This is a genomic window from Streptomyces sp. NPDC047841 (genome assembly GCF_040704085.1).
Lineage (GTDB): Bacteria > Actinomycetota > Actinomycetes > Streptomycetales > Streptomycetaceae > Streptomyces > Streptomyces argyrophylli.
On the sequence record NZ_JBEYRP010000006.1, the window covers coordinates 1 to 23,385 of the forward strand.

Below are 23,385 nucleotides of genomic sequence, written 5' to 3' on the forward strand. Positions count from 1 at the left end.
GGGTGTCCGGGCACGGGCCAGGGTTCCTCACGCCGGGTGATTGGCCTGAACCTGTCCGTGGGCCGCCGGGTCCCCGGCTTGTGCTTGTACAAGCACAACCACCGCCGCCTTTACGCGGCCTTCGGGACGCGGCGCCGGGAATTCAGTCCAGTGAATTCAGTACGGCAATTGCCCGCTCCAGGTATTCCTCGAGGCGGGCCCGTTCCTCCGGCGTGAACTCCGCACTGAGCGAACCCTCGACCCGCAAGGCCGCCTTGTCCGCCTTCTTCGCCACGGCGCGGCCCGCCCGGGTCGCCCGGTTGACCACCACCTTCTGGTGCAGCTCGGAGGGCTCGCGGACGACCAGTCCGGCCTTCTCCAGGTTGGTCAGCACCGTGGCCATCGTCTGCGGGGTGACCATGCACTCCCGCGCCAGCTGTGCCGCGGACATGCCGTCGGAGACCGACAGCAGCAGCAGGACCGAATACTGCGGCACCGTCAGGTCGTATTCCCGCAGCACGTGCGACTTGCGTGCGATGAGGGCCTGCTCGGCCCTCTTGATCGTGTGCCCGAGCCGGCCTGCGGCGACCGTCTCCGTCGTGTTCGCCATGTCAACAGTCTCGCATACGACAGAGGGCGAAGGAGTGACCGCAGGCTGACCACGGGCGGACCGCCGTGCCGGGGAGGAGGCCCTCACCGGGGCCTCCGCCGCCGGGCCGGCGGGATCGCGCAGGTGAGTCTGGCCGTGCAGGTGCGCCGGCCCTGCTCGTCGGAGACGACGATCTCGTACGTGGCGGTGTGCGTGCCCACGTGCAGCGGACGGCAGACACCGGTGACCTTGCCCGTGCGGGCGCCGGCGTGGTGGGTGCAGGACAGCTCCTGGCCCACGATGATCCGGTCGGCGCCCGCGTGCACCCAGGCCGCGAGCGACCCGAGTGTTTCGGCGAGGACGGCGTTGGCGCCGCCGTGCAGGAGGCCGACGGGCTGGCGGTTGCCGTCCACCGGCATGGTGCCGACCACCAGGTCCGGCTCGCAGACGGTGATCTCGATACCGAGCCGCTCCACCAGCTGCTGTCCGACGTAGGGGGGCAGGACCTCGACGGGTCCGAGGGCGGTCTGGGTCATGTGACGGTCCCCTGTCAGTGGGTGGAGGCGGGCTCGGGTGCCGGGGCGGCCGCCTCGGCGGTGTCACCGGCCGCCTCCCGTGCCTGCCGCTTGCCCGAGAGCAGGCCGCCGACCACGACCGCGCTGACCGCGCACGCCGCCGCGACGAACCACATCGTGGTGTGCAGACCGCTGGCGTACGCGTCGGACATCGCGGTCGCGACCCCGTCCCGCACGGCACCGGCCGGCAGGGTCCCGACGGCCTCGGTCAGACCGCCCTGGAGCGCCCGGGACGTCAGCTCGCCGGCGCCGCCCGGGTAGGCGGAGACCTTGTCGCCGTCGAGGGCGGCCTTGGTCAGCGCGGTGACGAGGGTGCCCAGACCGGCCATGGAGACCGCGTCGGAGGCGAGCCTGACGGTGTTGAACATGCCCGCCGCCATGCCCATCCGCTCCGGCTCGACCGCCGAGACCGCCGCGCCGTCGAGGATGCCGAGCGAGATGCCGTAGCCGATGCCGAGCAGCAGCAGCGGCCCGGCCAGGGCCGGGGCGGAGGCGCCCGGGTCGACCAGCGTCAGCCAGGCGGCACCCGCCGCGGAGCAGGCCAGCAGCACGACGAACAGGGTGCGCTGGGAGAACTTCTGCGCCACCAGGCCGGTGAGCGCGGGCATCACGAGCGACGGGCCGGTGAGCAGCAGCAGGACCACGCCGATGCGCAGCGCCGACATCCCGCTCGTGGAGGTGAGGTACGGCGGGAGCACGATGACGAGGGCGACGAAGCTGAAGGCCAGCACCAGCGGCACCAGGCAGACGGCGAGGAACTGCGGCCGGGCGAACAGGCCGAGGTCGAACATCGGGTTCTGTGTGCGGCGCTCCACCGTCACGAACGCCGTGATCAGCACCAGGCAGCCGACGGCGGCGACGAGCACCATCGGGTCGCTCCAGCCCCGGCCGGGGCCCTCGACCAGCGCGAGCACGAACAGGGCGACGCCGGCGCCGAAGAGCAGGCTGCCGGCCCAGTCGAAGCGCGGGCCCTTGTTGGGGGCGGAGCGCGGCAGCAGCGGGGTGCTCAGCAGGACGAGCGCGGAGACGGCGGCCAGGACCAGGAAGACCGAGCGCCAGCCCCACAGGTTGACCAGGGCGCCGCCGAAGGCCGGGCCGAAGGCGAGACCTGCTCCGAGGAACGTGCCGAAGAGGCCGAAGGCCTTGGCGCGGGCCGTGCCGTCGAAGGCCTGGGCGAGGATCGCGGTGATGGAGGCGAGCGCGGCGCCGCTGCCGAAGCCGGCGATCGCACGGGCCAGGTCGAGCAGCAGGATGCTGTTCGCCAGTCCGGACACGGTCATCCAGAAGGCGAAGAACGCCATGCCCCAGGTGAACATGCGGCGATGGCCGACGCGGTCGGCCAGCGAGCCCATCGCCGCGAGGCTGCTGGACGCGGTCAGCATGTAACCGTCGACCACCCACTGGGCGGCGGCAAGGGAACTGTGCAGGTCGGCGCCGATGTCGGGGACGGCCACGGAGGGGCCGGTCACCACCAGGGTCATGAGCGGGCCGACCACGCACGCCGCGGCGAGGGTGGCCCGCGGGTTGCCGGTGGACATGGTGGATCACCTCTGTCTGTTGTCTGTTGTCAGGTAGTTGTCAGCGATGTAGCAGAACTCTGGCACAGAGTAGGGTACTCAGCAGACCCGCTGTCAACGACGTATGCCAGAGTTCTGTATAAAGACGTTGGCCTGCCACTCGACGGCGGGTGACGGTGACCGACGCTTCACAGCGACGCGGGGAAAGGTGGTGCGTACGGCGATGCGCAGGATCCGACTGGGCGGCACGGAACGGTCGTTCGCGGCCGTGGGACTCGGCTGCATGGGGATGTCCTGGGGGTACGACGAGGAGGGGCGGGACGAGAACGAGTCCATCGCGGTGATCCGCCGCGCCGTCGAACTCGGCGTCGATCTGATCGACACGGCCGACCAGTACGGCCCCTTCACCAACGAGGTCCTGGTGGGGAAGGCCCTGCGGGGCCACCGTGACGAGGTGCTGCTCGCCACCAAGGGCGGACTGGTGGTCGACGACCCGGTGACCTACCGCAGCCACCGGGACGGCCGGCCGGAGTACCTGCGCGGCGCGTTCGAGGCGAGCCTGCGGCGGCTGGGCGTGGACCACGTGGACCTCTACCAGCTGCACCGCATCGACCCGCGGGTGCCGGTCGAGGAGAGCTGGGGCGCGCTGGCGGAGCTGGTGAAGGAGGGCAAGGCCGGCGCGCTCGGGCTGTCCGAGGCGTCGCCGGACGAGATCGCCCGCGCCCACGCGGTGCACCCGGTCGCCTCGGTGCAGAGCGAACTGTCCCTGTGGAGCCGTGACGCCCTGACCGACGGGGTGGTCGACCACTGCGCGCGCGAGGGCATCGCCTTCATCGCGTTCGCGCCGCTGGGCCGGGGTTTCCTGTCCGGTCTGATCGCCGGCCCGGGCGACCTGCCGAAGGCGGACGGACGGCACCGCCTGCCGCGGTTCCAGCCCGAGGCCATCGCCGCTAACCAGGCCATCGTGGACCGGGTGCGGGCCGTCGCCGACCGGCTGGGCGCGACCGTGGCGCAGGTGGCCATCGCGTGGGTGCTGGCCCAGGGCGAGCACGTCGGGGTCATCCCGGGCACGAAGACCCGGCGCTACCTGGAGGACAACGTCGCGGCCGGCTCCCTGACCCTGCCGCCGGACGCCCTGGCGGAGCTGGACGCTCTCCCGGAACCGGCCGGCCCTCGCTGAACACCCCCGTGGGCGGCCCCCCCTCGCGGGGCCGCCGCCCACCCGGGTGGCTGCGGCGAGCCGCGCTACACGTGCTGGCGGCGGGTCCCCGCGGCCAGGGTGGCCGGCAGGGTGGGCCAGCCGTGCTGGGCGGCGTGTTCGGTCATGCGGGGGTTCGCGCCGACCACCGTGGGGTGGCCGACCATGCCGAGCATGGTCAGGTCGCCCGGGTCGTCGCCGTACGCGTAGCAGTCCGCCGGGTCCGCGCCGAACTTCGCCAGCGCCTCGCGGACCGCGTCGGCCTTGGCCGGGCCGAACATCGCGTGCCTGATCGCGCCGGTCATCCGGCCTTCCGCGTCCAGGTCGGGCTCGGTGCACAGGACCAGGTCGATGCCCAGGTCGTCGGTGATGGGGTGCAGCGTCGCCGGCCAGGAACCGGAGACCACCACCGTGCGGTGGCCCGCCTGCTGGTGGCGGCGCAGCCGGGCGACCGTCGGCTCGATGAACGGCGCGCCGTGCTCGCGCAGGTCGGCGTACCAGTCCCGGGCCTCGGCGACCACGTCGTCCCAGGGGATGCCCGCGTGCAGCTCGTAGAACCTGGCCACCACCTCGACCGGTGTGACGCCCATCGACGCCAGCCGGCGCAGCGGCTCCACGGCCCGCTCGTAGGCGGCGCCCGTGATGTCCCCCTGGCGGCGCAACCGCCAGCGCAGCAGGGAGAACGGCGTCTTCATCGCGATGAGCGTCTCGTCGGCGTCGAAGAACGCCACGACGGGGCGGTCGTGGTCCGCGGCGAGCGGGTGGGGGTCGGGACGGTTCGTCATGGCTGACTCCTTGCGTGGGCCGCTCGGGCGAGCAGCCGCGTGGTCTCCTGCGGCCTCGTGGGATCCAGCCGGGCCAGGAGGTGGCCGTCGGGGCGGACCACGGCCACGGCCGGCCGCGGCCCCAGCGCCCGGGCGAGACCCGCCGGGACCGCGCGCGTGAGGTCCAGCACGGGCGTGCCCTCGGGCAGCGCGCCGCGCACCCGGTCGCGGGCGCCCGGCCAGCCGGCCGGCGGGGTCCGCGTGCCGGGCCACAGCAGGACGGTGTGCCGGTCCCGGTCGATCACCGGCCAGCCCTCGGCCGACAGCGCCGGGGCGTTCGCGCCGGCCGGGCCCGCGACCTTCACCGGCAGCCGCGGATGCCGGTCGTCGCCGTAGCTGACGGCCGTCTGGCCGAGCTGGGGGGCGATCCGGCGCTGGAACACGCCCGTGCGGTCCGCCGCGCGGAACGCCGCGTCACGCAGCGCCACCTTCGCGGGCGTGCCGACCAGGCCGGCCTTGGTCAGCCACTGGGTGGACCGGGCCACCTGGTGGGAGACGGCACGCCGCTCGCTGTCGTAGGAGTCGAGGATGCCCTCCCCGAACTCGCCGCGGAGCACCCCGGACAGCTTCCACGCCAGGTTGAACGCGTCCTGCATGCCGGTGTTCATGCCCTGGCCGCCGGCCGGGCTGATCACGTGGGCGGCGTCGCCGGCCAGGAAGCAGCGGCGGCTGCGGAACGTGGACGCGATCCGCACCCGCACCCGGAACGAGCCGCTCCACAGCAGTTCCTCGACCCGGCTCCGGCCGGCCGCCCGGTCGTCGACGGCCTCCTGGAACAGCGCGCGCGGCGGCGGAGCGTCCTCGTCGTAGGCGTCGTGCGGCACGTTCAGCGCGATGCGGTGCACCCCGCCGCCCATCGGGCCCAGCACGATCGCGCCGCTCGGGGCGTAGCAGTAGTGGGACAGGTCCTCGGACAGGCTGGTGGTCAGCCGGGCGTCGGTGATGGCGAACGACACGTCGACGGGCGGTCCGTCGTAGGCGATGCCCAGTTCCTTGCGGACGGTGCTGTGCGCCCCGTCCGCGCCGACGAGCCAGCCCGGCCGGAGCTCCTCGACCCGGCCGCTGTCGTGCTCCAGCTTCACCGACGGCACCCCGTCCGCCTGGTCGAGGGCGGTCAGCCGCACCCCGTCCTCGACGGAGCCGCCCAGCGCGGCCACCCTGGCGCGCAGCACGGACTCGGTGTCGTTCTGCGAGAGGGTGAGCGCGAACGGGTACGGAGAGTCGGGCAGTCTGCTCATCCAGGCCGTCGCCAGCCGCCGGCCGCGCGAGTAGAACGCCGTCCCCGCCAGCCGGTGGCCGATGTCCAGCAGGTCGCCGGTCACCCCGACGCGGTCCAGCAGTTCGAGGTTGCGGGGCCAGACGACATTGGCCCGGGAGTGCCGCGGGTCGCCGCGCCGGCCGGCGTCCACGACCCGTACGGCCACGCCCTGCTGGAGCAGCTCGCACGCCAGGACCAGGCCGACCGGGCCCGCGCCGACGACGAGTACCGGCTCCCCGGCCCGGCGGTCCGTCACGCCGCCCACAGCAGGCCCCCGTTGACCTCGACCACCGTGCCGTTGACGTACGAGCTCTCGCCGCAGGCCAGGAAGACGGCCGCGGCGCCCACCTCCTCCGGACGGCCCAGCCGGTCCGACAGCAGCCGGCCGCGGTAGCTCTCCCAGGCGCGCTCGTTGGCGGCCAGCTCCTTGCCCATGCCCTCGTCGATGTAGCCGGGCGAGAGGCAGTTGACGCGGATGTTCCTGGAAGCCAGCTCGACCGCCGAGGTGCGGGTGAACATCTCCACGGCCGCCTTGCTCGCGCTGTACGCGCCGGCGCCGGCCGCGGCCCGCCCGGCCACGCAGGACGACACGTTGATGATGCGCCCGCCCGGTCCCGCCGGCTTGTCCGGGGTGGTCATCGGGCCGATCACCGCCCGGGTGCACAGGAACACACCGGTGAGGTTGGTGGCCAGCGTGGTGTTCCAGTCGGCCACCGACAGCCGGGCGATCTTGCCGTCCCGGCTGACGCCGGCGTTGTTGACCAGGATGTCGACGCCCCCGTACGCCTCGCAGGCGGCGGTCATCAGCTCGTCCACCGACCGCTCGTCGGTGACGTCGGTGTACTGGTACAGCAGGCGGCCCTCGTGGTCGTCCGCGAGTTCCTTGATGTCGTAGGGGTTGCGCGCGGCGGCCACCACCGAGGCGCCCTCCGCGAGGAACGCCTCGGCGATCGCCCGGCCCAGGCCCCGCGTGCCGCCGGTGATGACGGCGGTCCGTCCCTCCAGCCTCATGGCTTCTCCTTCGCTGCGTGGGTGTCGTTGTCGTGCGGTGGGGGGCGTCAGTACCAGGTGAGCAGGGCCGCGCCCGCCGTCATGCCGCCGCCCACCGAGGCCAGCAGCACCCGCTCGCCGCGCCGCAGCGGCCGGTCGCGGTGCGTGGCGTGCAGCGTGAGCGGTACGGAGGCGGCGACCGTGTTGCCCAGGTGCGGTGCCGTGTAGGCGACGCGTGCGGGGTCGATGCCGGCGTCGGCCACGAAGGTCTCCAGCAGCCTGGTGTTCGCCTGGTGGAAGACGAACCGGTCGACGTCCTCCAGGGCGAGCCCCGTGTCGTCGAGCGTCTGGGCGGTCAGCTTGGCCAGGACCGACAGCGCGTAGTCGCGCACCGCGCGGCCGTCCATGCGGAAGTAATGCTTCCCGGCCGCGCGGGCCTCGGCGTCCAACGGGGTCCGCGTCCCGCCGGCCTCCACGCCGACGTAGTGGTGGAACTCCCCGTCCGTGACCAGGTGCACCGACCGCAGGCCGTACCCCTCGGGCACCTCGCCGAGGACGACGGCCCCCGCGCCGTCACCGAACAGGCTCACCGTGCGCCGGTCCGTCCGGTCCATGATCGTGGAGAACATGTCGGCGCCGACGAGCAGGACGTGGTCGCCGTGCCGGCCGGCGGCGACGAGCCCCTCGGCGACCGCGAGGCCGTACAGGAAACCACTGCAGACGGCGTTGATGTCGAAGGCGGGCAGGGAGGACAGGCCCAGCTTGTGCTGGAGGATCGCGGCCGTGGACGGCTGCGGCACGTCCGGCGTGCTCGTCGCCACGATCAGGGCCCCGAGCCGCCTGCGCGCGTCGGGCCCGAGCGCCCCGAGCGCCTCGTCCGCGGCCGGCACGGCGAGGTCGGACGTGGTCGTGCCCGGCCCGGCGTAGCGCCGCTGGAGCACCCCGGTGCGTTCGGTCACCCAGGACTCCGGCATTCCCGTCCAGGAACTGATCTGCTTGTTGTCGACCACCCTGTCCGGGGTGTGGGAACCGATCGACAGGACACCGACTGGCATGGTTTCCCTTTCCTGTGCTCGCGCGTGGTGGTGGGTTCCGGTGGCACGGGACGTCAGTGGCCCATGCCCAGCCCACCGCTGACCGGCAGCACGGCGCCGGTGATGTACGTGGCCTGCTCGCTGGTGAGGAACCGCACGGCCGCGGCCACCTCGTCGGGGGTCGCGGCGCGGCCGAGCGGGGTCATCGACAGGTACTGCTCCAGCCGGGCCGGGCGCACCTCGCGCAGCATGTCCGTCTCGACGAGGCCGGGGGCGACGACGTTGACGGTGATGCCGCGGCCGCCGAGTTCCCAGGCCAGGGAGCGGGCCAGGCCGACCAGGCCCGCCTTGGCGGCGGTGTAGGCGGTCTGGCCCGGCGAGCCGGTGAACGCGACGGCGGAGGAGATCAGCACCATCCGGCCCCAGCGGCCCCCGATCATGGCCCGGGAGGCGTGCCGGGCGACCCGCATGACCGCCCGCAGATTGGTGTCGAGCACCGCGTCGACGGCGTCGTCGGCGAGGGCCGGCAGCAGTCCGTCCCGGGCGATCCCGGCGTTGGCGACCAGCACCTCGACCGGGCCCTGGGCGGCCGCGACCTCCTTGAAGGCGCGCGCCACCTGCTCCTCGTCGGTGACGTCGCAGCGCACCGCGAGGAACCCCGCCGGGGGTTCGCCGGTGCGGTACGTGACCGCCACCCGGTCGCCCCGCGCGGCGAGCGAACGGGCGACGGCCAGTCCGATACCGCGGTTCCCGCCGGTGACGAGCACGGAACGGCCCGCCGGCGCGGCGGTGCCGGTGTCACTGGTGGCCGTGGCCACGGTGGCGTCCGTCATGCGGGAGTCACCACGATCACCGCGTTCTGGCCGCCGAAGCCGAAGGAGTTGTTCACCGCGGCGCCGATCTCCATCGGCCGGGCGTCCTTGGCGACGACGTCGACCCCGATGCCCGGGTCGAGGCTGGTCAGGTTGGCGGTCGGCGGGACGAGCCGCTGCTCGACGGCGAGCACCGTGTAGACGGCCTCGGCCGCGCCGGCCGCGCCCAGCAGATGGCCGACCACGCCCTTGGTGGAGGTGACGGCGGGCCTCTCGCCGAACACCCGGCGGATCACCGTGGCCTCGGTGATGTCGTTGAGGGGGGTGGAGGTGCCGTGCGCGTTGACGTGGTCGACGTCGCCCGGCTCCAGCACCGCGTCGGCGAGCGCGGCCCGGACGGCCCGCTCGGCACCGCCGCCCGTCGGGTCGGGCGCCGAGGCGTGGTGGCCGTCGGCGGACGCGCCGAACCCGGAGACCCGGGCCCGGACCCGGGCGCCGCGTGCCCGCGCGTCCTCGACCCGCTCCAGCACCAGCATGGCCGCGCCCTCCCCCGCGACGAACCCGTCCCGGTCGGCGTCGAACGGGCGGGAGGCGGACGCGGGGTCGTCGGTGCGCGTGGAGAGCGCCCCGGCCGTGGCGAGGCTCGCCATCGCGGTCGGGGACATCGCCGCCTCCGCGCCGCCGGCCAGGACGACGTCGCAGGCCCCGGACTCCAGCAGGGCGCGGGCGTACCCGATCGCCGTGTTGCCGGAGGCGCAGGCCGTGGAGACGACCTGGTTGGGGCCGAGTGCCTTCAGGTCCATGGCGATGTAGCCGGCCGTCATGTTGACCGGGCCCATCACCATCAGCAGCGGCGAGACGAACCTCGCCCCGTCGGCCAGGTGCTTGCCGTGCTCCCGTTCGACCGTGGACCAGCCGCCCAGCGAGGTGCCGACGACCACGCCGACCCGCGCGCCGTCCCAGGACGCCGGGTCCAGCCCGGCGTCCTCGACCGCCTGCCGGGCCGCCACCACGCCGAAGTGGCTGACGGGGTCCATGCGGACCGCCGTGCGCCGGCCGAGCAGGGCACCGGCGTCGAAGTCCGGTACCCGGCAGGCGAAGTCGACGGGCAGCCCGGCGAGGTCCGGGTCGGCGGCCGCGGTCGACACGCCCGACCAGACCCGTTCGACATTGGCCCGCACGCCCACTCCGGCCGGGGTGACCAGACCCACCCCGGTGACGGCGACGTCGAAGCGCTCCGTGCGCCGCCCTTCCGCTCCCGCGCCCGCCATCAGGCCACCGAGACCTTGGCGTCGATGGCGGCGAGGACGTCGCCGAGGGTGGATTCGGGGGTCAGCGCCGTCTCGTCGAGCTGGACGCCGAACTCCTTCTCCACGAGGACGCTCAGCTCGATCAGCAGCAGCGAGTCGAGTTCCAGGGCGTCGAGGGTGGCGGTGGGGGACAGCTGCTCGGGGTCGACGCCCAGCTTGTCGACGACGAGGGTGAAGAGGCGGTCCTGCTGTGCGGACATGGGTGTCTCCTTGAGTGGTGTGAATGGGTTCGGATCGGTGGGGACCGGTGGGGACCGGTGGGGACGGGTGCGGACCGGTGGGCTCAGGGCCGGGCGACCGCCATCGCGGTGAACGTGAACCCGCCGCCGCCGTTGAGCACCAGCGCGTACTGCCCGGGCGCCAGCAGGTCCGTGCGGGCCAGGTCGGCGAGGGAGGCGTTGAGGTCGCCGGCCCCCACGTGCCCGGTCGCCCGGCCGAGGTCGAGCACCTCGGCGGCGGTGACCTCCGTCAGCGGCGGCAGATACGCCTCCGCCATCGCCTTGCTGCCCAGGCGCGGTATCACCGCGTAGCGCAGCCGTGGATCGTCGGCGGCGAGCCCGGCGTCGGCCAGGCACTCCTCGACGACGGCGCGGATGCGGTCCGCGGCGGTCTTCAGGAAGAAGTCCACGCCGTAGGTCTTGATGAAGGCGCGCTTGGTGCGCCGTACGTCGATCATCGGGCTGTGGCCCATGGGGGTCGCGTTGAGCTCGTCGTCGCCGCGGTGCATCACCTCGAGTTCCGGGGCGGCCTTCGACACCAGGGCACGCAGCAGCAGGTCCGGCGCCGGTGCCGTCCCGGTGAGGCGGTGGACGAGCACGGCGGTGGCGGCGTCGCCGGCCGCCATGCCGTAGTCGCTGAGCCAGCGGTGCCAGCTCGGCATCAGGAAGCGGTCGGCGGTGGTCACCAGCGCCGGCCCGGCCGCCGGGTCGCCCTGCAGCCGCCCGGCGGCCAGCTCGATGCCGGCGGCACCGCCGTTGCACTGCTGGAGCAGCCCGATCGGCATGGCGTGCCGGGCGCCCAGCCGGTGGGCGACGTAGTGCGGGGCGGACCAGGCGTCGTGGCCCTGGTGGTGGACGCTCGCGTGGAGCACCATCGACAGGTCGTCGGCCTGGACGCCGGACAGCGCCAGCACCTGGCCGGCGGCCTCGACGGCCATGTCCGGCGGCGCGGTGTCCTCGCTCACCGGCAGGGAGGTGTAGCCGAGTTCACGAGCCGTGCGGGCGTCGATGTCACCGGCGGCCAGGGCCTGTTCGACGGTCTGCCGCCGCCGCGGGTACCAGGCCGCGGCGACCAGCCCGAGGGGTGAGGTGAGCCGCACGCCGGGTCACCGTCCGTCCGGGTGCGCGGCCGGCGCCGCCGGGAGCCGGGTGACACCGACCTCGGCGGTGCACACGGACACGCCGTCCTGCCGGAAGTCGACCGCGTGGCGCCCGCCGTCGCCGGGCGTCACGGTGACGGTCACCGGACTGTCCAGCTCCACGAACCGCCCGAAGGTGGCGCGGAAGGCGTGCGCGTACCGCTCGTCGGCCGGTGCCCCGGCGGCGAGTACGGCCGCCTGCCGGGCGGCCTCCATCAGCGCCATCGCGGGCACGTGGTCCAGCGGGTGGTCGTACATCGCCGGGTGCCGCACCGGGACGTCCAGGACGGCGCGCAGGGCGAGCGGTCCGCCCGGGCGCTCGACGTCGGCCAGCACCACGTTGCCGGGCCGCTCCCGGCCGACGAGCGCCGGTGCCACGGGGACGCCGGCCCGCCTGTCCGGCCGTTCGGAGGAGAGCGGCGGTACGGTCCCCCGGCTCTTGGCGCGATGGGCCCGGTAGCCGTCGCGGCTGAGGTACCCGGCCACGATGACGCTCGTACCGGCCCGCCGGCCGCCGGCCACGAACGCGCAGTCCAGCGTGGCGGCCAGCAGCCGGGTCCCGCGTCGCCGCAGGTCCCGGGTCCCGATCTCGATCACCAGCTCGTCCGGCGCGTCTCCGCGGGTGCGCAGCGCCGGCAGATCGGTGAACTCGGTGGTCCAGTCGCTGATCAGGAAGGAGGTGTCGTACGAGACGTCCAGCCACTGGTGCGCGACGACGGTGACCGCCTGCCGGGCGGCCTCCAGGAGGAACAACGGGTCGAGCAGTGCGGGCCGCTGCGTGTGGTCGTTGTAATAGCCGTGCGCGCGGGGCGCCTGGACGGCCACGGCGAAGCGGTCCTCACCGAGCCGTGCCGCGTCCGTGACGAAGACCTCCATGACGGCGCGGCGGTGCACCAGCACACGGTCCATCGAACGCTGGTAGGCGAGTTCGGGGGCGGCCGGGACGGCTGCCGTCCGCTCCTGCTCAGCAAGGGTCATGCCCAGTCCATTCGTCCGTGGTCTTGTTTCGGCGGCCCACCGTGAGGGGCACGGAAAGAGCCTGGCAGCCACCTCTGGGGGCTCGGCCGAGAGCGCCGGGGGGCCTGCCTGAGAGCGCCGGGGGGCCCGCCCGAGAGCGCCAGTGGGCCCGCCCGAGAGCGCCGGGTAGCCCGGCCGACGGCTCCGTGGGGGACGGCTCGACGGCCGCTGGAGGTTCACTGGAGAACGGGTGGCGGGCGGTCCCGGGCACGCGAAAAGGGCCGCCCCCAGGGGACGGCCCTTTCGGCCACACACCGACGCCGCCGGCTGCCGGTCCCTTCGGCCGGTCTTACGGCACGTTCCGCCGGCTTTGCGCCACCTTCCTACGGCCCTACGGGTCCTTGGCCCTACGGGGCTTTGGCCCTACGGCTCCTTGGCCCTACGGGTCCTCGGCCCACGGGCCCATGGTCTGCGGCCCTCGGGCTGACGGGCCTACGGCGTGACGGGCTACGGCCCTCGGCCCACGAGCCCATGGTCTGCGGCCCTTGGCCCCACGGCCCTACGGGGCTTATAGCCCACGGCCCACGGCCCACGGCCCACGGCCCACGGCCCACGGCCCACGGGCCACGGACCACGGGCTCATGGCCCTACGTCCCCTCAGCCCTTCGGTCCGGGGCTCATAGCCCATGGCCTACGGGCCACGACTCACGGGCCACGGGCTCATGGCCCCCGGCTCACGGGCCTACGGCCTCTCGGGCCCACGGCCCACGGCCCACAGCCCTATGGCCCACAGCCCTATGGCCCACAGCCCTATGGCCCACAGCTCCACGGCCCTCGGACCCACGGCTTTCGGCCCCGCAGCTCCACGGCCCTTGGACCCACGGCCCTTGGACCCACGGCCCTTGGACCCACGGCCCTTGGACCCACGGCCCTTGGACCCACAGCCCTCGGGCCCCCCGGGCCACGGCCCCGGCCCCCGGCCCTACGGCGTCACCGCCAGTACGACCTTTCCGCGTACGTGGCCGCCCGCCACCAGCTCGTGTGCCCGGGCCGCGTCCGCCAGTGGGAACTCCGCGCTGACGTGCACCGTCAGCTCACCGCGGTCCGCGAGGTCCACCAGGGCGGCGAGGTCGGCCGGGTCGGGGCGGACGAAGACGTAGCGGCCGCCGAGTCCCGTGACGTCGCCGGAGATCGAGGCGAGCCGGCCCCCGGGCCGCAGCAGCGCGGGGGAGCCGAGGAGGGTCTCACCGCCCATCAGGTCGAACACCGCGTCGACGCCCCGCGGGGCCAGCGCCCGCACCCGGTCGGCCAGACCGGGGCCGTAGGTCACCGGCTCGGCGCCGAGCGAGCGCAGGAAGTCGTGGTTGCGCTCGCTCGCCGTGCCGATGACGCGGGCACCGAGGGACCGCCCGATCTGCACCGCGAGGGAGCCGACCCCGCCGGCCGCCGCGTGGACGAGCAGCACGTCACCGGGGCCGACCTGGAGATGGCGGCGCAGCGCCTGGTAGGCGGTGAGGCCGGCGGCCGGCAGACCGGCGGACTGCCGCCAGTCCAGGGCGCGCGGACGGCGCGCCAGGGTGCGCACCGGCGCGGCCACGAGCTCGCCGTAGGTGCCGCGCTGCATGTGGTCGGCGCGTACGTAGCCCACGACCTCGTCCCCGGGCGCGAACTCGGTGACGCCCAGGCCGACGCGCTCGACCACACCGGACAGGTCGCAGCCCATGACCATGGGGAAGTGGGCCTCGAACCAGTCGTGGATGTACCCCTCGCGGATCTTCCAGTCGGCCGGGTTGACCCCGGCGTAGCGCACCCGGACCAGCACCACGTCCGGCCCGAGCCGCGGCTCCGGCAGGTCCATCAGCTCAAGGACCTCCGGTCCTCCGTAACGCTGGACGGCGATGGCCTTCATCCCACGAACCCCCTGACGACGCGACCGCGCACCGGGCCTGGGCGCACCGGTGCCGACACGCACTATAGGTCAGCGATGAGCCAGGGTTCTGCTTCACAAACGCCAATTGACATATGGCCGAAGGCTAAGACAGAGTCGCGGCATGCTCGTTCTGTCCGCCGCCACCGGCAAGTTCGGCACCAACGTCCACATCGTCGCCCCGGGGCGCGGCGCCCCGTGCCTCATCGTCGATCCGGGGCACGACGCCGCCGACGCGGTCGCCGAGGCCGTACGGGCCCACCGGCTCGAACCGGAGGCGATCCTGATCACCCACGGCCACATGGACCACACCTGGGACGCCGTGCCGCTCGCCCGGCGCTACGGCATCCCGGCGTGGATCCATCCCGCCGACCGCTACCAGTTCGGCGCCCCCGCCAAGGGCCTGCCGGACACCTTCCCGCGCGACCTGCTCGTCGGCCACCCCGACCAGGAGCCGGAGCAGGTCGCCGAGATCCCGGCCGACGGCGGCGAACTGGACTTCGCGGCCATGCCGGTCACCGTGCTGCACACGCCCGGCCACACCGGTGGGTCCGTCATGTTCCGCTTCGACGACGCCGACGCCGACGCCCCGGTCCTGGCCACCGGCGACACCCTGCTGGCCGGCGGCAGGGGCCGCGCGGACGCCCCCGGCGCCAGCCCGGCGAGCCTGGACGCGTCCCTGCGCACGGTCGCCGCCACCTGTCCGGGCGGCACGCGCCTGCTCACCGGACACGGCCCCGCCGGCACGCTCGGCCAGACAGGAATCCGATGACGAACACCCAGCAGACCCCAGGGAGCCTCATGCGCGCCGTACGCTTCGAGTCCTTCGGCGGCCCGTCCGTCCTGACCGTCGCCGACGTCCCGGTGCCCGAGCCGGAGCCCGGGCAGATCACCGTCGACGTCACGCACGCGGGCGTCAACTTCGCCGAGGTCATGTTCCGGCGCGGCCAGTTCCCGGTCGGCCTGCCGCACCACCCGGGCCTGGAGGCGGTCGGCACGGTCCGTGCCGTCGGCGAGGGCGTCACCGGCTTCCGGGCCGGCGAGCGCGTGGCCGCCCTGACCCTGGGCGGCGGCGGCAACGCGGAGGTGGTCGCCGTCGGCGCGGAGCACGCCGTACGGCTGGCCGGCCCGCTCGCCGGCCTGGACGGCGCCCGGGCGGCGGGCGCCCTGTGCAACGTCACGACCGCCCTCGGACTGCTCACCTCCGCCGGCCACCTCGCCGAGGGCGAGAGCGTGGTCGTCCTCGCCGCGGCGGGCGGCGTCGGCACGGCTGCGGCCCAGCTGGCCCGGACCCTGGGCGCGGGCACGGTCATCGGCGTGACCAGCAGCCCGGCCAAGGCGGCGTACGCGCGCGGCTTCGGCTACGACAGCGTGGTCTCCTACGAGGACCTCGAACGCGAGGTGGCCGAGCGGACCGGCGGCGCGGGCGCCGACCTGGTCCTGGACTCGGTCGGCGGCGCCTTCCGGTCGTCCGTGACCGGCCTGCTCGCGGCGTTCGGACGGCACGTCATCTTCGGCAACGCGGCGGCCGAGGACGTCACCTTCGAGGGCAACCACCCCTGGTACACCAACAGTTCGCTCGTCGGCTACAACCTCGGCGGCGTCGCCGGCCGCGCCCCGCGGCTGCTCCGCGCCCACCTGGAGCGGGCGCTCGCGGAGGTCGCCGCGGGAACGGTCCGCGTGGACGTCCACGTGCTGCCGCTCAAGGACGTCGCCCACGCCCACGAGTTGCTGGAGACGCGGGCCTCCACCGGCAAGTACGTGCTGGACGTCCGCGCCTGAGCGGCGGGCGCGTTCCGGTACCGCCGACGCGCCGGCCGCGCACGGCGAGGTCGGCGGGGGGCCGCCCCCGCCGGTTCGTCGCGCGCCTCCCTGCTGGTGTGCCCGTACGCGCACATCGCCTGGGCGGCTGACGACCCCCGCCGGCGCCGCGCCGCGCACGGCCCTGGTCGCACGGCCCTGGTCGCACGGCCTTGGACCGCCGGCCGGGCACGGCGCCCTGACCACCGGCCCCGGCCACACGGCGGCCTCCGCCTCGACGCGGCCCCAGGGTCTGACGTGTTCCGGCCACCGGCGGTACGGTCTCCCGAGTCGATGTTCGTACCGCCGCCTGTCCGAAGGCGGCCGGGGCGTGGGGGGAGGCGGTCGCGGTGACCGGAACCGGCGGGGGAGTGACCGACGTGGTGGACGGGGGCGCGCGCCGCGTGCCGAGGGTGCGCGGGTTCGCCGCCTGGCCGCCGCAGGGCTCGCCGAAGCAGGAGGGCAAGGCGCTCCGGGAGGGCGTGCCGCGCTCGGCCCACCGCACGCTGGAGGTGGACGCCGCCCGCCCCGACGCGGTGAGCGCGGTGGCCGGGTCCAACGCCGGCCGCATCGCCGAACTGACCCCGCTGCGCGTGGGCCGGATGGCGGCCACCCCCTTCGCCTTCCTGCGCGGCTCCGCCGGACTCATGGCGTACGACCTCGCCCGCACCCCCGCCACCGGGATCGGCACCCAGATCTGCGGTGACGCCCACGCGGCGAACTTCGGGCTGTACGGCGACGCCCGCGGCGGCCTCGTGATCGACCTCAACGACTTCGACGAGACCGCGCACGGCCCCTGGGAGTGGGACCTCAAGCGGCTCGCGGCCTCGCTGGTGCTCGCCGGACGTGAGGCGGGCGCCGACGAGGACACCTGCCGCGCCGCGGCCCGGGACGCGGCCGGCGCCTACCGCCGCACCATGCGGCTGCTCGCCAGGCTGCCCGTGCTCGACGCCTGGAACGCCATCGCGGACGAGGAACTCGTCTCCCACACCGACGCCCACGACCTGCTCGGCACCCTCCAGCGGGTCTCGGAGAAGGCCCGGGCCAACACCAGCGGCCGGTTCGCCGCGAAGTCCACCGAGCCGGTGCCGGACGGCGGACGCCGGTTCGTGCCCGCGCCGCCCGTGCTGCGCCGCGTACCGGACGCGGAGGCCGCCGCGGTCGCCGTGTCCCTGGAGTCGTACCTCGACACCCTCGGCGAGGACCGCCACCCGCTGCTCGCCCGGCACGCCGTGCACGACGTCGCCTTCCGGGTGGTCGGCACCGGCAGTGTCGGCACCCGGTCCTACGTCGTCCTGCTCCTCGACCACCGCGGCGAGCCCCTGGTCCTCCAGGTGAAGGAGGCCCGCCCCTCCGCCCTCGTCCCGCACCTGGTCACGGCCGGTTTCGAAGCGCCCGCGGTGCCGCACGAGGGGCGCCGCGTGGTCCTCGGGCAGAAGCGGATACAGATCGTCAGCGACATCCTGCTGGGCTGGACCACCGTCGAGGGACGCCCGTACCAGGTGCGGCAGTTCCGCAACCGCAAGGGCAGCGTCGACCCGGCCGCCCTCGCCGCCGACCAGATCGACGACTACGGCCGCATGACCGGCGCCCTGCTGGCCCGCGCCCACTCCCACAGCGCCGACCCCCGGCTGATCGCCGGCTACTGCGGCAAGAACGAGGAGCTGGACGAGGCGATCGCCGCGTTCGCCGTCGCCTACGCCGACCGTACGGAGGCGGACCACGCCGAGCTGGTCGCGGGGATCAAGGCGGGCCGGATCGAGGCGGAGCTGGGGGTCTGAGGGCGGTCCCCGGGCATCCGGGGGGCGGCTGCGAGAGAGGCCCCCGACGGGCGAGGGGGCACTGTGCCGGGAGCGCGGGAACCGCACCCCGGCCGGGCGAGGGCAGCGGCTACGCTGGGCGGGTGACAACCCCGGAAGCCGGCCAGTCCCAGGCCCCCCGCCCCGAGGAACGGCTGGAACAGGCCGTACGGGCCGCCGAGCAGGCGTTGATCGAGTACGAGATCGCCGTGGAGACCTTCCGCGTCGAGGTCGAGAACTTCGCCCGCCTGCACGAACAGCGGCTCGGCCCGCTCTACAGCCGCATCGAGGAGCTGGACGCGGAGATCGCCGAGGCGAAGGCCGCCCGCACCGGCGACCCCGAGGACATCCGCCGCGCCGCCGAGGCCCGCGCCCAGGTGATGCCGATCCCGGGCGTGGAGGAGCTGCTGCACGGCTGGATGGACGGTGACGGCCTGTTCTCCGAGGCCGTCGCCATGCTCACCGACCAGCCGGTACGGCCCCCGCAGCGGGTGCGGCCCAGCGAGGAGGCCCGCAGGCTCTACCGCGAGCTGGCCCGCAAGGCCCATCCCGACCTGGCCCAGGAAGAGGCGGAGCAGAAGCGGCGCGAGGAGTTCCTCAGCCGGGTCAACGCCGCCTACGCCCGCGGTGACGAGGGCCTGCTCAGGGAGCTGGCCGAGGAGTGGGCCGCCGGTCCGGTACCGCCCGAGCGCCGCCCGAGCCCCGCCGAGGAGCTGTACGCCCGTCTCGAATGGCTCGCCCAGCGCAAGGAGCTGCTCACCCTGGTCGCCCGGGAACTGGAGGAGGGCGCGATCGCCGGCATGCTCCGCCTCGCGCCGGACGACCCCGACGGGCTGCTCGAAGAGATCGCCGACCGGCTGCGCGCCGACATCGCCCGGCGGGAGGCGGATCTGGCCGCCCTGCTGGCCCAGGACTGACCCGCCCTGCGCTTCGGGTAGCGTCGGAGCCATGAACTTCGGAGCTGGTGTGCCCACGGTCCAGGTGACGGACCTCAAGGACGGCGACTTCCTGCTGGACGTCCGCGAGGACGACGAGTGGCAGGCGGGCCACGCCGGGGGAGCGCTGCACATCCCCCTCAGCGAGTTCGTGGCCCGCTACGGCGAGCTGACCGAGGCCGCCCCGCAGGACGGCCGCGTGCACGTCATCTGCCGCTCGGGCGGTCGCTCCGCCCAGGTCACCATGTACCTGGTCCAGCAGGGCGTCGACGCGGTGAACGTCGACGGCGGCATGCAGCACTGGGAGGCCGCAGGCCGCCCGGTCGTCACCGACGACGGCAAGCCGGGCTTCGTCCTGTAGCCCCGGGGCCGGTGGGCCCCCGGGCGCGGCTCAGCCCGTTCCAGGCGGAGGGAACGGGCCCGCGGACCTCAACGGTCGAAGTCCAGCTCCACCCTCTCCGTCAGCGGATGCGACTGGCAGGCCAGCACGTATCCGGCCTCCGTCTCCTCCGTCTCCAGCGCGAAGTTGCGGTCCATGCGCACCTCGCCCGCGACCAGGAAGGCCCGGCAGGTCCCGCACACCCCGCCCTTGCAGGCGTAGGGCGCGTCGGGCCGGTTGCGCAGCACCGTCTCCAGCAGCGACTCGCCCTCGCGCACCGGCCAGGTGCCGCCGCGGCCGTCGAGCCGCGCGGTGACGGTGCTGTGCGCGGGTGCCGGAGCCGTGGCCGCCGGGGCCGAGCCCGCGTCCACGTGGAAGATCTCCTGGTGGATCCGGTCCCGGGCCACGCCCAGCTCGCGCAGCGCCTGCTCCGCGCCCCGCACCAGCCCGTACGGCCCGCACAGGAACCAGCCCGCCACCTCGTCCACCGGCAGCAGCGCGGGCAGCAGCCCGGTGAGCCGCTCCCGGTCGAGCCGGCCGGACGGCAGGCCCGCCTGCTGTTCCTCCCGGGAGAGCACGGTCACCAGCTGGAACCGCTCCGGGTAGCGGTCCTTCAGGTCGGCGGCCTCTTCCAGGAACATCGTCGAGGCGGCCGTACGGTCGCTGCGTATCAGGCAGAACCGGGCCGCCGGCTCGCGCGCCAGCAGGGTGGCGACGATGGACAGCACCGGGGTGATGCCGCTGCCGCCGACGACCGCCGCGTACAGGCCCGGCGCCGGCTCCAGCGTGAAGCGGCCCGCCGGGGTCATCACCTCCAGCTCGTCCCCGACGTTGATCTCCTTCAGCGCGTACGCGGAGAAGGCCCCGCCCTCGACCAGCCGCACCCCCACCCGCAGGCTGTCCGGGCCCTCGCCGTCCGGGTCGGGAGCGGGGGAGCAGATCGAGTAGGTGCGCCGGATGTCCGTGCCGTCGACCCGGCGGCGCAGCGCGAGATGCTGTCCGGGCGCGTGCCGGTACTCCTCGCGCAGTGCGGGCGGGACGGAGAAGGTCAGGGCGACGGAGTCGTCGGTGATCCGGTCGACCGCGGCCACCGGGAGCGGGTGGAAGCGGGCCATCACAGCTCCTTGAAGTGGTCGAACGGTTCCCGGCAGGCCAGGCAGCGGCGCAGCGCCTTGCACGCGGTGGAGGAGAACCGGCTCAGCAGTTCGGTGTCGGCCGATCCGCAGTGCGGGCAGCGGAGGGGTTCGGCCGCGGTGTCCGTGGCGTGGGCGTCCTGGGCGGCCGGTATGGCGTGCGCGGTGTGCGGGGCGCGCGTGCGGGTCGGGCCGAGGGTCAGCGGCACCGGGCCGTCAGCGTGGCCTACCCGCGGTGGCGCGATGCCGAACTCCCGCAGCTTCTCGCGCCCTTCGGCAGTGATGTCGTCGGTGGACCAGGCGGGGCTGAGCACCGTGCGGACGGTGACCTCGCGCATGCCGTGGGCGCGCAGCACCCGCTCGATGTCGAGGCTCATCGCCTCGATGGCCGGGCAGCCGGTGTAGGTGGGGGTCAGGTCGACCTCCACCGTGTCGCACGTGTCGCCGCCGTCGCCGCCGTGGACCCGCACCGCGCGGAGCACGCCCAGTTCGCGCAGGGTGAGGACGGGCAGCTCCGGGTCGGGCACCGCGCCGGCCAGCTCCAGCAGCCGTTCCTCCAGGGCGGTGGCGGTCACCATGACGCCCCCGGATGGCTGCGGTGCAGGTGCTGCATCTCGGCGAGCATCCGGCCGAACGGCTCGGTGTGCAGGCCCTGCCGGCCGGCGCCCGCCGACCAGGCTCCGATGCGCGGCCCCTGCGGGAGCGGGAGGGTGGCCCGGCCGAGCACGCCGGTGACGGACTCCAGCCAGCTCTCCTCCAGGCGGGCCCAGTCGGCGGTCAGGCCCTCCACCGGCTGGAACATCTCGCCGGTGAACCGCCACAGCGCGTCACAGGCCCGGCGCATCCGCTCATGGCTGGTGTCGGTGCCGTCGCCGAGCCGCAGCGTCCACTGCTCGGCGTGGTCGCGGTGGTAGGCGACCTCCTTCACCGCTTTGGCGGCCAGTGGCGCGAACGGGCTCTCCCCTGCGGCAAGTTCGGTGTAGAGCAGCTGCTGGTAGGTGGAGAAGTACAGCTGGCGGGCGATGGTGTGCGCGAAGTCGCCGTTCGGCTGCTCGACCAACTGAAGGTTGCGGAAGGCGCGTTCCTCGCGCAGGTAGGCCAGCTCGTCCTCGTCGCCGGCCAGGGACAGCAGCACCCGGGCCTGGCCGAGCAGGTCCAGCGCGATGTTGGCGAGGGCGACCTCCTCCTCCAAGACGGGGGCGTGCCCGGCCCACTCCCCCAGGCGGTGGGAGAGCACCAGGGCGTCGTCGCCGAGGGCGAGCGCGGCGGTCACCGGGACGGTGGCGGGGCGGGCCGCGGGGCCGGTGGCGGTCACAGGTGCTTCACCCCTTCCGGGATCTCGTAGAAGGTCGGGTGCCGGTAGGGCTTGTCGGCGGCCGGCTCGAAGAACGGGTCCTTCTCGTCCGGCGAGGACGCGGTGACCGAGGCGGCCGGGACGACCCAGATGGAGACGCCTTCGCCGCGCCGGGTGTACAGGTCGCGGGCGTTGCGCAGGGCCATCTCGGCGTCGGGCGCGTGCAGGCTGCCGGCGTGGGTGTGGGAGAGGCCGCGCCGGGAGCGCACGAAGACCTCCCACAGGGGCCAGTCGGTGGTGCTCATGCTCGCGTCGCTCCTGTCCCACCGGCACCGCCGGTGTGCTTGGCCGCGTGGGCCGCGGCCGCTTCCCGTACCCACGCGCCCTCGTCGTGGGCGCGCCTGCGCTGGGTGATCCGCTGTTCGTTGCAGGGCCCGTTGCCCTTGAGGACCTCCCAGAACTCCGTCCAGTCGATCGGGCCGAAGTCGTAGTGCCCCCGCTCCTCGTTCCACCGCAGCTCCGGGTCCGGGAGGGTGAGGCCCAGGGACTCGGCCTGCGGGACGCAGATGTCCACGAAGCGCTGGCGCAGCTCGTCGTTGGAGTGGCGCTTGATCTTCCACTCCATCGACTGCGCGGAGTGCTGGGACTCGTCGTCGGGCGGGCCGAACATCATCAGCGACGGCCACCACCAGCGGTCCACGGCGTCCTGCGCCATGGCGTGCTGCTCGGGGGTGCCCTTGCTGAGCGCCAGCAGCAGCTCGTAGCCCTGGCGCTGGTGGAAGGACTCCTCCTTGCAGATCCGCACCATCGCGCGGGCGTACGGGCCGTAGGAGCAGCGGCACAGGGGGACCTGGTTGGTGATCGCGGCGCCGTCCACCAGCCAGCCGATCGCACCGACGTCGGCCCAGGTCAGGGTGGGGTAGTTGAAGATCGAGGAGTACTTCTGGCGGCCGCTGTGCAGTTTGTCGAGCAGCTCGTCGCGCCCGGTGCCGAGGGTCTCGGCCGCGCTGTACAGGTACAGGCCGTGGCCGGCCTCGTCCTGGACCTTGGCCATCAGGATCGCCTTGCGGCGCAGGGAGGGCGCGCGGGTGATCCAGTTGGCCTCCGGCTGCATGCCGATGATCTCGGAGTGCGCGTGCTGGGCGATCTGCCGGACCAGGGTGGCGCGGTAGGCATCGGGCATCCAGTCGCGTGGTTCGATGCGTTCGTCGGCGGCCACGGCCGCGTCGAAGGCGCGCTGGTGGGCCGTCGTGCCTGCGGTGTCCGGCGTGCCGTCCGCCTCGGTGCGGGCCGTGCGCTGCGCGGCTGCTGTGGCCATGCGGTCCCCCTGACCTCGGGCTCTGCGGTGAACTCTGTCCGGTCCGTACGTCCCGGCCGGCGTCCCGACCGATCGTTCGGTTCATGCGTAGTCCATGGTGTGCCGGGCCGCTGTGGGTGTCAACCGCTGTGGAAAACCCCGCCCACAGCCTGTGGACAAGGCGGACGAGGCGCGGCAGGCCGTGGCCGCGGCGCCAGGCCGGGGCCCCGCCCGTGGCGAGGACCACCACGGTCGGCCCGTACCCGGGGCTGCGCCCGGGGCCCGGGGCTGAGTACCGTTCCGTGCGAGCGCCGAGACGTGGCGCTCGTGCACCATGCGACGCAGGTGACCGCGTCGCGCTCCCGCGTGCCCCGCTCGGCCGACCGACCGGGCCGGGCCACCGGGCCGCACGACCGACCAG

24 protein-coding genes are annotated in these 23,385 nt (G+C 74.2%); 6 read left to right on the forward strand and 18 right to left on the reverse strand.

Features of this window, described 5'->3' with window-relative positions:
* Positions 1 to 142: 142 nt before the first annotated feature.
* The 3 genes from AB0947_RS10675 to AB0947_RS10685 all read right to left on the reverse strand — a co-directional run bounded on the left by AB0947_RS10675 (position 143) and on the right by AB0947_RS10685 (position 2,681).
* Positions 143 to 589 carry a MarR family transcriptional regulator gene (locus tag AB0947_RS10675; RefSeq protein WP_366749965.1) on the reverse strand — a complete coding sequence of 149 codons (447 nt, stop codon included), beginning with the start codon at positions 587 to 589 and terminating at the stop codon, positions 143 to 145.
* An 83-nt stretch (positions 590 to 672) separates the two neighbouring features.
* Positions 673 to 1,104 (reverse strand): hotdog fold thioesterase, encoded by a 432-nt coding sequence (locus tag AB0947_RS10680; protein ID WP_366749966.1) that lies wholly within the window; start codon positions 1,102 to 1,104, stop codon positions 673 to 675.
* A gap of 14 nt (positions 1,105 to 1,118) precedes the next feature.
* A complete protein-coding gene (locus AB0947_RS10685; RefSeq protein ID WP_366749967.1) occupies positions 1,119 to 2,681 on the reverse strand; it encodes an MFS transporter in 1,563 nt (520 codons plus the stop codon).
* Between the two features lie 202 nt (positions 2,682 to 2,883).
* Here AB0947_RS10685 and AB0947_RS10690 point away from each other — a divergent pair, with 202 nt between their 5' ends.
* A complete protein-coding gene (locus AB0947_RS10690) occupies positions 2,884 to 3,840 on the forward strand; it encodes an aldo/keto reductase (protein ID WP_366749969.1) in 957 nt (318 codons plus the stop codon).
* Between the two features lie 65 nt (positions 3,841 to 3,905).
* On the opposite strand, the gene AB0947_RS10695 is transcribed toward AB0947_RS10690, so the two are convergent.
* The 10 genes from AB0947_RS10695 to AB0947_RS10740 all read right to left on the reverse strand — a co-directional run bounded on the left by AB0947_RS10695 (position 3,906) and on the right by AB0947_RS10740 (position 14,309).
* Complete coding sequence (locus tag AB0947_RS10695; RefSeq protein WP_366749970.1) at positions 3,906 to 4,643, reverse strand: HAD-IB family hydrolase; 738 nt, start codon at positions 4,641 to 4,643, stop codon at positions 3,906 to 3,908.
* Positions 4,640 to 6,196, reverse strand: coding sequence for an FAD-dependent monooxygenase (locus AB0947_RS10700; protein WP_366749971.1), 1,557 nt, complete (start codon positions 6,194 to 6,196; stop codon positions 4,640 to 4,642). The genes AB0947_RS10695 and AB0947_RS10700 overlap by 4 nt, the downstream gene beginning before the upstream one ends.
* Positions 6,193 to 6,951, reverse strand: a complete 759-nt coding sequence (locus AB0947_RS10705; RefSeq protein ID WP_366749972.1) for an SDR family NAD(P)-dependent oxidoreductase — start codon at positions 6,949 to 6,951, stop codon at positions 6,193 to 6,195. The genes AB0947_RS10700 and AB0947_RS10705 overlap by 4 nt, the downstream gene beginning before the upstream one ends.
* A 47-nt stretch (positions 6,952 to 6,998) precedes the next feature.
* Positions 6,999 to 7,985, reverse strand: coding sequence for a ketoacyl-ACP synthase III (locus AB0947_RS10710; RefSeq protein WP_366749973.1), 987 nt, complete (start codon positions 7,983 to 7,985; stop codon positions 6,999 to 7,001).
* Positions 7,986 to 8,038: 53 nt separating this feature from the next.
* The gene (gene fabG / locus AB0947_RS10715; protein ID WP_366749974.1) at positions 8,039 to 8,797 is read right to left on the reverse strand and encodes a 3-oxoacyl-ACP reductase FabG; all 759 of its coding nucleotides are present in this window, start codon (positions 8,795 to 8,797) and stop codon (positions 8,039 to 8,041) included.
* Positions 8,794 to 10,047 carry a beta-ketoacyl-[acyl-carrier-protein] synthase family protein gene (locus AB0947_RS10720; RefSeq protein ID WP_366749975.1) on the reverse strand — a complete coding sequence of 418 codons (1,254 nt, stop codon included), beginning with the start codon at positions 10,045 to 10,047 and terminating at the stop codon, positions 8,794 to 8,796. The genes fabG and AB0947_RS10720 overlap by 4 nt, the downstream gene beginning before the upstream one ends.
* A complete protein-coding gene (locus AB0947_RS10725; RefSeq protein WP_366749976.1) occupies positions 10,047 to 10,286 on the reverse strand; it encodes an acyl carrier protein in 240 nt (79 codons plus the stop codon). Before AB0947_RS10725 ends, AB0947_RS10720 begins: the two co-directional genes overlap by 1 nt.
* 83 nt (positions 10,287 to 10,369) lie before the next feature.
* The gene (locus tag AB0947_RS10730) at positions 10,370 to 11,404 is read right to left on the reverse strand and encodes a ketoacyl-ACP synthase III family protein (protein WP_366749977.1); all 1,035 of its coding nucleotides are present in this window, start codon (positions 11,402 to 11,404) and stop codon (positions 10,370 to 10,372) included.
* A 6-nt stretch (positions 11,405 to 11,410) separates the two neighbouring features.
* Positions 11,411 to 12,421 carry a ScbA/BarX family gamma-butyrolactone biosynthesis protein gene (locus AB0947_RS10735; RefSeq protein WP_366749978.1) on the reverse strand — a complete coding sequence of 337 codons (1,011 nt, stop codon included), beginning with the start codon at positions 12,419 to 12,421 and terminating at the stop codon, positions 11,411 to 11,413.
* Positions 12,422 to 13,382: 961 nt separating this feature from the next.
* Positions 13,383 to 14,309, reverse strand: coding sequence for an NADP-dependent oxidoreductase (locus tag AB0947_RS10740; RefSeq protein ID WP_366749979.1), 927 nt, complete (start codon positions 14,307 to 14,309; stop codon positions 13,383 to 13,385).
* Positions 14,310 to 14,451: 142 nt separating this feature from the next.
* On the opposite strand from AB0947_RS10740, the gene AB0947_RS10745 reads away from it, so the two are divergent.
* The 5 genes from AB0947_RS10745 (at position 14,452) to AB0947_RS10765 (ending at position 19,222) form a co-directional block, all read left to right on the forward strand.
* Positions 14,452 to 15,099 carry an MBL fold metallo-hydrolase gene (locus AB0947_RS10745; protein WP_366749980.1) on the forward strand — a complete coding sequence of 216 codons (648 nt, stop codon included), beginning with the start codon at positions 14,452 to 14,454 and terminating at the stop codon, positions 15,097 to 15,099.
* The gene (locus tag AB0947_RS10750; RefSeq protein ID WP_366749982.1) at positions 15,096 to 16,109 is read left to right on the forward strand and encodes a zinc-binding dehydrogenase; all 1,014 of its coding nucleotides are present in this window, start codon (positions 15,096 to 15,098) and stop codon (positions 16,107 to 16,109) included. Before AB0947_RS10745 ends, AB0947_RS10750 begins: the two co-directional genes overlap by 4 nt.
* A gap of 368 nt (positions 16,110 to 16,477) precedes the next feature.
* Positions 16,478 to 17,908 carry a DUF2252 domain-containing protein gene (locus AB0947_RS10755; RefSeq protein WP_366749984.1) on the forward strand — a complete coding sequence of 477 codons (1,431 nt, stop codon included), beginning with the start codon at positions 16,478 to 16,480 and terminating at the stop codon, positions 17,906 to 17,908.
* Between the two features lie 122 nt (positions 17,909 to 18,030).
* A complete protein-coding gene (locus AB0947_RS10760) occupies positions 18,031 to 18,843 on the forward strand; it encodes a hypothetical protein (RefSeq protein WP_366749985.1) in 813 nt (270 codons plus the stop codon).
* Positions 18,844 to 18,892: 49 nt separating this feature from the next.
* Positions 18,893 to 19,222 carry a rhodanese-like domain-containing protein gene (locus AB0947_RS10765; protein WP_366750296.1) on the forward strand — a complete coding sequence of 110 codons (330 nt, stop codon included), beginning with the start codon at positions 18,893 to 18,895 and terminating at the stop codon, positions 19,220 to 19,222.
* A 68-nt stretch (positions 19,223 to 19,290) separates the two neighbouring features.
* Here the strand turns inward: AB0947_RS10765 and AB0947_RS10770 are convergent, their stop codons facing one another.
* Genes AB0947_RS10770 through paaA form a run of 5 tightly spaced genes read right to left on the reverse strand, consistent with a single transcriptional unit; the run spans position 19,291 to position 22,985 of the window.
* A complete protein-coding gene (locus AB0947_RS10770; RefSeq protein ID WP_366749986.1) occupies positions 19,291 to 20,355 on the reverse strand; it encodes a 2Fe-2S iron-sulfur cluster-binding protein in 1,065 nt (354 codons plus the stop codon).
* On the reverse strand, positions 20,355 to 20,951 hold the full coding sequence (gene paaD / locus AB0947_RS10775) for a 1,2-phenylacetyl-CoA epoxidase subunit PaaD (protein ID WP_366749987.1): 597 nt from the start codon (positions 20,949 to 20,951) through the stop codon (positions 20,355 to 20,357). The genes AB0947_RS10770 and paaD overlap by 1 nt, the downstream gene beginning before the upstream one ends.
* On the reverse strand, positions 20,945 to 21,688 hold the full coding sequence (paaC, locus tag AB0947_RS10780) for a 1,2-phenylacetyl-CoA epoxidase subunit PaaC (RefSeq protein ID WP_366749988.1): 744 nt from the start codon (positions 21,686 to 21,688) through the stop codon (positions 20,945 to 20,947). Before paaC ends, paaD begins: the two co-directional genes overlap by 7 nt.
* Positions 21,685 to 21,972, reverse strand: coding sequence for a 1,2-phenylacetyl-CoA epoxidase subunit PaaB (gene paaB / locus AB0947_RS10785; RefSeq protein WP_366749989.1), 288 nt, complete (start codon positions 21,970 to 21,972; stop codon positions 21,685 to 21,687). Before paaB ends, paaC begins: the two co-directional genes overlap by 4 nt.
* The gene (gene paaA / locus AB0947_RS10790; RefSeq protein ID WP_366749991.1) at positions 21,969 to 22,985 is read right to left on the reverse strand and encodes a 1,2-phenylacetyl-CoA epoxidase subunit PaaA; all 1,017 of its coding nucleotides are present in this window, start codon (positions 22,983 to 22,985) and stop codon (positions 21,969 to 21,971) included. Before paaA ends, paaB begins: the two co-directional genes overlap by 4 nt.
* Positions 22,986 to 23,385 lie beyond the last annotated feature (400 nt).